This window comes from Stenotrophomonas sp. 86428_Sma (genome assembly GCF_056481585.1).
Map to the genome: position 1 here is coordinate 3,753,875 of NZ_CM151156.1, position 8,454 is coordinate 3,762,328.

Consider the following 8,454-nt stretch of genomic DNA (forward strand, 5'->3'; position numbering starts at 1 on the left):
AGATATGCAGGGGTGGAAAAAACGGGGCTAGTGTAACCAACCGGCCGCCACTGCTGTCAGTGACGATCGGCAGTTTCGGATCAGCCGTCGGCGAGCACGCCGGGCTGGGCCTGGCCTTCGCGCACGAACGGGAACTTGACCACGCGCACCGGCACCTGCCGGCCACGGATGTCGACGGTGACCTCGCCGAGTTCACCGGCCGGTACACGGGCGAAGGCGATGCCCTTGGCCAGGGTCGGCGAGAAGGTGCCGGACAGGATCTCGCCCTGGCCGCCGGCGGTGGTCACCGCCTGACCATGGCGCAGCACGCCCTTCTCGTCCATCACCAGACCGATCATCTGGCGGGCGGTGCCGGCAGCCTTCTGCGCTTCCAGCACCTCGCGGCCGATGAAGTCGCGACCTTCGTCCAGCGACACGGTCCAGGCCAGCGCCGCTTCGTACGGGCTGATCTCTTCGTCCATGTCCTGGCCGTACAGGTTCATGCCGGCTTCCAGGCGCAGCGTGTCGCGTGCGCCGAGGCCCGCCGGCTTCACGCCCGCCGCCAGCAGGCGGTTCCAGAACGCGACCACGGCGTCCTGCGGCAGCAGGATTTCGAAGCCGTCTTCGCCGGTGTAACCGGTACGGGCGACAAACAGTTCGACGCCGTCATCGGACTGCACCTGCAGGGCGGCGAAACGGCCCAGCTTGGCCAGCGCTGCGCGATCGCTTTCGCGGGCCAGGCCGATGACGATGTCGCGCGCCTGCGGGCCCTGCACGGCGAGGATGGCCAGGTCCGGGCGCTGCTCGACGGTGACGCCGAACGGTGCAGCCTGCTCGCGCAGCCAAGCCAGGTCCTTCTCGCGGGTGGAGGCATTGACCACCATGCGGAAGAAATCGTCGCCCAGGTAGTAGACGATCAGGTCGTCGATGACGCCGCCGCGCGGATTCAGCATGCACGAGTACAGCGCCTTGCCGGTCACCTTCAGCTTGTCGACCGAGTTGGCCAGCAGGCGGCGCAGGAACGGCTTGACCTGGTCACCGCGCAGGTCGACCACGGTCATGTGGCTGACGTCGAACACACCCGACTCGCGACGAACGAGGTGGTGCTCGTCGAGCTGCGAGCCGTAGTGGATGGGCATGTCCCAACCCCCGAAATCGACCATCTTGGCGCCAAGGGCGCGGTGGGTATCGTTGAGCAGCGTCTTCTGGGTCATGACCGGGTCCGGCAGCAGAGGAAACAAGAATCCCCATTATCCCAGATCGGTCGCCCGCAGGTCGCGCCGCAGCGCAGCGGGGTGTTTGGCCGGCCTGCGGCCGGCGCCGCTTTCTACAGCTGGAGCGCAAAGCCTGAGTTCATCGGCTCTGGATTGACTCGGCCTGGGCGGGTCGGAGCGAGTGCTTTTGCTCTTTGCTCTTTTTCTTTTTCCGTGGGCGGGACGCGCACGGAAACTGTCGGGGGCCGGGCGGGTTGGGTTCGCGGGACCGTTGGCGCCATGGATGGCGCCATCGAGCCCCCATGGGTGAGGGCGCTTTGCTTGCGAAGCACTGCTTCGCAAGCGACCGAACGCGCAGCCGCCAGCGGCTGGGCCGGACCGCGGAGCGGGGTCTACGGCGTGTCCCGCGAACCCAACCCGCCCGACCCAGACACATGAACCACCTTCCGCGACCACCCACGAGGGGCTCCGCCGTTGGCTGGGAACCCCTAGGCCACCGCTTCGACCAGCAGCGTGCTGCCCTGCACCGCCACCACCCGCACCCACGTACCCGCAGGCAGCTCCGGACCGCTCACCTGCCAGGACGCATCGTCAATGCTGACCCGTCCCTGGCCACCGACGATGGCCTGCTGCAGTACCACCTCCCGGCCGACCAGCTGCTCGGCACGGCGGTTGAGCAACGGCGCATCGCTGGGCCGTGCCCGCGGCCTCCCCCAGCGCCGGTAGCACTGGATCGAGACCACACTCAGCAGGACGAAAGCGATCACCTGCCACAACAGTGGAATGTCGCTGAACACCGCAACCAGTACGAACACTGCCGCCGCGCCAATGCCGATCCACAGCATGAACGCACCCGGCGCCAGCGCTTCGGCAGCGAACAGCAGCAGCGCCAGCGCGCCCCAACCGACGACTTCCCAGCGCATGTCAGCCTCCGAGCGGCGGCGGCCGCTTGCCGGCGGCCTTGTTGTCCTGGCTGGCCAGCGCCTGCTTCGCCAGTTCGGCCACGCCCGCGATCGAACCGATCACGCCACTGGCCTCCATCGGCATCAGCACCAGCTTCTGGTTCGGCGAACTGGCCAGCTCCTTGAACGCTTCCACGTACTTCTGCGCGACGAAGTAGTTGATCGCCTGCACGTCACCCTCGGCAATCGCGGCCGACACCACCTTGGTCGCCATCGCTTCGGCCTCGGCCAGGCGCTCGCGCGCCTCGGCATCGCGGAACGCGGCTTCGCGGCGGCCTTCGGCCTCCAGCACGGTGGCCTGCTTCTCGCCATCGGCGCGCAGGATCTCCGACTGCCGTGAACCCTCTGCCTCGAGGATCTGCGCGCGCTTTTCGCGCTCGGCCTTCATCTGCCGCGCCATCGCATCCAGCAGATCGCGCGGCGGCTGGATGTCACGGATCTCGATGCGGTTGACCTTCACGCCCCAGGGATTGGTGGCATGGTCGACCACGCTCAGCAGCTGGGCATTGATCACCTCGCGCTGGCTGAGCGATTCATCCAGATCCATCGAACCGATCACGGTACGGATGTTGGTCTGCACCAGGGCGATCATCGCCACTTCCAGGTTGGCCACCTCATAGGCGGCCTTGGCGGCATCCAGTACCTGGAAGAACACCACGCCGTCCACGCGCACGGCGGCGTTGTCCTTGGTGATCACTTCCTGGCTGGGCACGTCCAGCACCTGCTCCATCATGTTCACCTTGCGCCCCACCCCGTACACGATCGGGATCAGGAAATGCAGGCCGGGGGTCATGGTGTGCGTGTAGCGCCCGAAGCGCTCGACGGTCCACTCGTAGCCCTGGGGCACCATCCGTACTGCCTTGAACAGGATCACCACGGCCACGAAGGCCAGTACCACGGTAAAGAACATGGTCGGGAACATCTTGCTTTCCTTATCTATGACGTCCAGGCCCCAGCATAGCGCGTGAAGGCCACATTCACAGCGGAGCTACCAGGGCACGCGCCCGCGCAGGATGTCGGCGAACATCACCCAGTCGCCCATGAACGAGTACAGCGGGTGCTGGAAGGTGGCCGGGCGGTTCTTCTCGAAGAAGAAATGGCCGACCCAGGCGAAGCTGTAACCGCAGAACAGGGCGGCCAGCAACAGCACCGGCTGCCCGCGCAGGATCGCTGCAACGACCAGCAGCAGCACGCCGCAGCTGCCGACGAAGTGCAGCCGGCGCGATACCGGGTGGCGGTGCTCGCTGAGATAGAACGGATAGAACTCGCGGAAGTTGGCGAAGCGGGGCATGTGCGTGCTCCGGGGGCCGTGGTCACCGCCATCATGCGCCTTCCTGGGAGGGAAAGCGGCCTGGACGGCGTGGCCGATTCTGACAAGGCAGTGCATGATCCGGTGGCGCTGCCTTTGTAGAGGCGAGCCATGCTCGACTGGCCCTCCCAGTTGCAGTCGAGCATGGCTCGACGCTACAAAAGCGGAAGCCGTCGAGCATGGCTCGACGCTACACCGGGGGCGTGCGCGGCCCGAACATGATCACCGCCATGCCGGCCAGGCACAGGGCTGCGCCGAACAGGTCCCAGCGGCTGGGGCGGATGCCATCGACCAGCCACAGCCAGAACAGCGCGGTGCCGATGTAGACACCACCGTAGGCCGCATAGACCCGGCCACTGGCGGTCGGGTGCAGGGTCAGCAGCCAGGCGAACAGGGCCAGGCTGGCGGCAGCCGGCAGCAGCAGCCACACGCTGCCGCCCTTGCGCAGCCACAACCACGGCAGGTAGCAGCCGACAATTTCGGCCAGCGCGGTCAGCAGGAACAGCGCGAGCGTCTTCACGCCTTCTCCGCCGCCTTGGCGTGCTGCCACAGTGCTTCCTGCGCATCCAGGTCCATCGACGCCAGCGCTCCACCCTGGGCGTCAGCCTGCGCTTCCATCGCACGGAAGCGGCGTTCGAACTTGTGGTTGGCCCCGCGCAGCGCCGCACCCAGATCGATATCGGCGTGGCGTGCCAGGTTGGCGCAGACGAACAGCAGGTCGCCCAGCTCTTCCTGCAGGCGCGCTTTGTTGCCGGCAATATCGCCGCGCTCGAACTCCTCGCGCAGCTCCTGCAGTTCCTCCGCCGCCTTGTCCAGCACCGGCAACGGGCCCGGCCAGTCGAAACCGACCTTGGCCGCGCGCGACTGCAGCTTCACCGCTCGCTGCCATTCGGGCAGGCCACGCGAGATGCCGGCCAATGCGGAGGTGTCCTGCTCGCCCTTGGCGGCACGCTCGGCACGCTTGATCGCATCCCAGTTACGCGTCACCCCGTCGGCGTCATCGACGCTGACATCGGCGAACACGTGCGGGTGGCGGCGCTGCATCTTGTCGCTGATCGCGCGTGCGACCTCGGCGAAGGCAAAGGCGCCCTGCTCCTCGGCCATGCGTGCATGGAACACCACCTGCAGCAGCAGGTCGCCCAGCTCATCGCAGAGATCATCGAGGTCGCCACGGTCGATCGCATCGGCCACCTCGTAGGCTTCCTCAATGGTGTACGGCGCGATGGTCGCGAAGTTCTGTTCCAGGTCCCAGGGGCAGCCGCCCTGCGGATCGCGCAGGCGCGCCATGATCGCCAGCAGGCGTTCCAGTTCGTTGCTGGCTGCACTGCCGGCGATGGGGGTGTCATGCGCGCTCATGCGGCCTCCAGGGTCAGTCGGATAACCAGTCGCGCCACGGCAGGCTGGTGTCACCAAGGGCAATGAAATCACCGTTCAACAGGGTCTCGCGGCGGTTGTAGCGGAACGGCTTGCCGGTCGCTGCCGACAGTACCGCACCGCCGGCGGCGTGCAGTACGCACTGGCCGGCGGCGGTATCCCATTCGGAGGTCGGGCCCAGACGAGGATAGACATCCACGCCACCTTCGGCGATCCGGCAGAATTTCAGCGACGAGCCCTGCGCGATGGTCTCGATGCGGCCCATGCGCGCCAGCAGCGCCTCGGTTTCCGGTGAGCGGTGCGAGCGGCTGGCGGCAACCCGCAGCGGTGCGGTGGCCGGCGTGCGGGTGCGCAGCACGGTGTCGTGCAGGCCCTGCCGGCGATAGGCCAGCTCCCCGCGCATGGCATGCCAGACGATGCCGGTCACCGGGGCCAGCACCACGCCGAAGGCCGGTGCGCCCTGGTAGATCAGCGCGATGTTGACGCTGAACTCGCCGTTGCGCTTGACGAACTCACGGGTGCCATCGAGCGGATCGACCAGCCAGTAGGCGCCCCAGTGGCGGCGCTGTTCCCAGGGGACCTGCGCCGATTCCTCGGACAGGATCGGCAGATCCGGGGTCAGCTGCTGCAGGCCCTGCTCGATCACCTGGTTGGCGGCCAGGTCGGCTGCGGTGACCGGACTGTTGTCATCCTTGATCTGCACGTCGAAGCCGTCGGCATAGACCTGCATGATGGCCTGTCCGGCTTCCTGGGCAATGGCGATGGCGGTCTCGCGCAGGTCCGTGGTCAGTTTGATCATCGCGTTCCCTGCAGCCACTGGCGGGCGATGAACAGCGCTGCCAGCGAGCGTCCCTCGGAGAAGTCCTCGCGCAGCATCAGCTGGTCCAGCTCGGCCAGCTTCCACGGGACGACTTCCAGCTCTTCCGGCTCGTCGCCGGCCAGCTTTTCCGGGTACAGGTCGCGCGCCACCACCAGCCACGACTGGTGGCTCATGTAGGTCGGGGCCAGGGTCATCGCGCGCAGCACATCCACCCGGCGCGCGCCGTAACCGGCCTCTTCCTTCAGTTCGCGGTCGGCGGCCTGCTCGGGGGTCTCGCCGGCATCGATCCGGCCCTTGACCAGGCCCAGTTCGTAGCGGTGCATGCCGGCGGCGTATTCACGTACCAGCAGCACGGTTTCGTCGTCGAGCATCGGCACCACCACCACCGCGCCATGCCCCCGGCTGACCAGCCGCTCGAAGCGGCGGCGTTCGCCGTTGGAGAACTCCAGGTCCAGGTGCTGGCGCTGGAAGGGACCGTTCTCCTCATCGGTGATCCGATGGATGATCGGCAAGCGACGGCCGGCACGGTCATCGTTCATGCGGAATCTCCGCGGCGGCCGGCGCCTGCGCCGGGGCCGATAGAATGTGCAGGCAGCAACATGTTCATGAGCCCGAAATGCTAGCAGACCCAACCCCCTCCCCGCTGGTCGAGCACTGGCGGCAACGCGACCTCAAGGTGCTGTGGCACCCGTGCACGCAGATGCGCGAGCATCCGCACACCCTGCCACTGGTCCCGATCGCACGCGGCCAGGGCGCCTGGTTGTTCGACCACGACGGCAACCGCTACCTGGACGCGGTCAGCAGCTGGTGGACCAACCTGTTCGGTCATGCCGAACCGCGCATCGGTGGTGCCATCGCCGCCCAGGCCACGCAGCTGGAACAGGTAATGCTGGCCGGCTTCGGTCATGAGCCAGCCATCACCCTGGCCGAACGCCTGCTGGCGCTGGCCCCGCGCCAGCCTGGCCGCGAACCGCTGGCCAAGGTGTTCTACGCTGACAACGGCTCCGCCGGCGTGGAAGTGGCGCTGAAGATGGCCTTCCAGTATTTCCAGAACCGTGGCGAGCCGCGGCGCACGCGGTTCATCGCACTGGAGAACGGCTACCACGGCGAGACCCTGGGCGCGCTGGCGCTGGGTGACATCCCGCTGTATCGCCGCGTCTATGCGCCGCTGCTGGCCGAAGGGCTGTTCGCGCCCTCGCCCGACGCTTACCTGGCCGAGCCCGGCCAGAGCGCCGCCGATCGCGCGCGCCAGGCCGCCGATGGCCTGGCCACACTGTTCGACCAGCATCCGGGCGAGATCTGTGCGGTGATCCTGGAGCCACGCCTGCAGTGCGCGGGCGGCATGCGCATGCACGATCCGGTGTACCTGCAGCGGGTTCGCGAACTGTGTGATGCGCACGGTGCATTCATGATCGCCGACGAGATCGCCACCGGTTTCGGCCGCACCGGCACCCTGTTCGCCTGCGAGCAGGCCGGGGTGATGCCGGACCTGATGTGCCTCTCGAAAGGCCTGACCGGCGGCTTCCTGCCGCTTGCCGCGGTACTGGCCACGCAGGCCCTGTACGACGCGTTCCTCGACGACTCGCGCGAGCGCGCCTTCCTGCATTCGCACAGCTACACCGGCAACCCGCTGGCCTGCGCGGCCGCGCTGGCGACGCTGGACATCTTCCGCGACGACGATGTGATCGCGCGCAACCGCGGCATCGCCTCGGTGATGGGCACGCTGGCCGCACCGTTCAGCGACCATCCGCACGTGGCCGACGTGCGCCAGGCCGGCATGGTGGTGGCGTTCGAGCTGTCGCGCGATGGCAACAAGCGCACCCCGTTCGACCCGGCCATGCGGCTGGGCCTGCACGCCTACAAGGCCGCGCTGAAGCGCGGTGTGGTACTGCGTCCGCTGGGCGACGTGCTGTACTGGATGCCACCCTACTGCGTGGATGACGAACAACTGGAGCTGCTGGCACATACCACGCTGGCGGCGATTGACGAGGCGATTGCATGCGCGTGACCCGCTGCCCCATCGACCTGGCGCTGCACAGCGGCCAGACCGTGACCCTGCCGGAAGAGACCGCCAACCACCTGGTACGGGTGATGCGCCTGCGCGAGGGCGATACCTGTGTGCTTTTCAACGGCGACGGCCATGACTACAGCGCCACGCTGACCGTGGCCGGCAAGCGCGAAGTGCAGGTGCGCATCGACGCCGTGCAGGCCATCGACACCGAATCGCCGCTGGCGATCACCCTGCTGCAGGGCATCGCCCGTGGCGAGAAGATGGACCTGATCCTGCAGAAAGCCACCGAACTGGGCGTGGCGGCGATCATTCCGGTCAACGCCGAGCGCACCGAGGTGAAGTTGGATGCAGCACGGGCGGAGAAGCGCGTGGCGCACTGGAACAATGTGGTGACCTCGGCCTGCGGCCAGTCCGGGCGCGCGCGCATTCCGCACGTGGGATCACCGCTGTCGCTGGCGCAGGCGGCAGCGGCACTGCCGGTGGATACGCTGCGGTTGACCCTGGATCCGCTGGGCACACATCGCTTGTCGACGCTGGCGGCCGCTCCGGCAGGCGGCATCGTGATCGCGATCGGCCCGGAAGGTGGGTGGTCGCCACGCGACCGTGATCAACTGGCGGCCGCGGGCTTCCAGGGCCTGCAGCTGGGACCGCGCATCCTGCGCACGGAAACGGCCGGCCTCGCCGCGATTGCAGCGTTGCAGGCACGGTTGGGGGATCTGGGGTAAGGCCCGATTCCTGGTAGTGCCGGCCGCTGGCCGGCATCCACGGAATCATGCGGTTGCCGG

10 protein-coding genes are annotated in these 8,454 nt (G+C 67.6%); 2 read left to right on the top strand and 8 right to left on the bottom strand.

Going from position 1 to position 8,454, the window contains the following annotated elements:
- Positions 1–80: 80 nt before the first annotated feature.
- The 8 genes from gcvT to nudE all read right to left on the bottom strand — a co-directional run bounded on the left by gcvT (position 81) and on the right by nudE (position 6,197).
- Complete coding sequence (gene gcvT / locus ACZK3J_RS17285) at positions 81–1,193, bottom strand: glycine cleavage system aminomethyltransferase GcvT (protein ID WP_478476103.1); 1,113 nt, start codon at positions 1,191–1,193, stop codon at positions 81–83.
- A 488-nt stretch (positions 1,194–1,681) separates the two neighbouring features.
- Positions 1,682–2,116: an NfeD family protein gene (locus tag ACZK3J_RS17290; RefSeq protein WP_125895565.1), complete on the bottom strand. Its 435-nt coding sequence runs from the start codon at positions 2,114–2,116 to the stop codon at positions 1,682–1,684.
- A gap of 1 nt (position 2,117) precedes the next feature.
- Complete coding sequence (locus tag ACZK3J_RS17295; protein ID WP_005410704.1) at positions 2,118–3,077, bottom strand: SPFH domain-containing protein; 960 nt, start codon at positions 3,075–3,077, stop codon at positions 2,118–2,120.
- A 66-nt stretch (positions 3,078–3,143) separates the two neighbouring features.
- A complete protein-coding gene (locus ACZK3J_RS17300) occupies positions 3,144–3,446 on the bottom strand; it encodes an Mpo1-like protein (protein WP_049463548.1) in 303 nt (100 codons plus the stop codon).
- Between the two features lie 208 nt (positions 3,447–3,654).
- Entirely contained in the window at positions 3,655–3,984 is a 330-nt protein-coding gene (locus ACZK3J_RS17305; protein ID WP_032130110.1) for a YnfA family protein, read from the bottom strand.
- Positions 3,981–4,820, bottom strand: a complete 840-nt coding sequence (mazG, locus tag ACZK3J_RS17310; protein WP_049422149.1) for a nucleoside triphosphate pyrophosphohydrolase — start codon at positions 4,818–4,820, stop codon at positions 3,981–3,983. Before mazG ends, ACZK3J_RS17305 begins: the two co-directional genes overlap by 4 nt.
- A gap of 13 nt (positions 4,821–4,833) precedes the next feature.
- Positions 4,834–5,637 carry a 3'(2'),5'-bisphosphate nucleotidase CysQ gene (gene cysQ / locus ACZK3J_RS17315; RefSeq protein WP_478476104.1) on the bottom strand — a complete coding sequence of 268 codons (804 nt, stop codon included), beginning with the start codon at positions 5,635–5,637 and terminating at the stop codon, positions 4,834–4,836.
- Positions 5,634–6,197, bottom strand: a complete 564-nt coding sequence (gene nudE / locus ACZK3J_RS17320) for an ADP compounds hydrolase NudE (protein ID WP_005418435.1) — start codon at positions 6,195–6,197, stop codon at positions 5,634–5,636. Before nudE ends, cysQ begins: the two co-directional genes overlap by 4 nt.
- A gap of 77 nt (positions 6,198–6,274) precedes the next feature.
- On the opposite strand from nudE, the gene bioA reads away from it, so the two are divergent.
- Positions 6,275–7,666 carry an adenosylmethionine--8-amino-7-oxononanoate transaminase gene (gene bioA / locus ACZK3J_RS17325; protein WP_049463549.1) on the top strand — a complete coding sequence of 464 codons (1,392 nt, stop codon included), beginning with the start codon at positions 6,275–6,277 and terminating at the stop codon, positions 7,664–7,666.
- Positions 7,657–8,394 carry a 16S rRNA (uracil(1498)-N(3))-methyltransferase gene (locus ACZK3J_RS17330; RefSeq protein WP_134950711.1) on the top strand — a complete coding sequence of 246 codons (738 nt, stop codon included), beginning with the start codon at positions 7,657–7,659 and terminating at the stop codon, positions 8,392–8,394. The genes bioA and ACZK3J_RS17330 overlap by 10 nt, the downstream gene beginning before the upstream one ends.
- Positions 8,395–8,454: the final 60 nt, after the last annotated feature.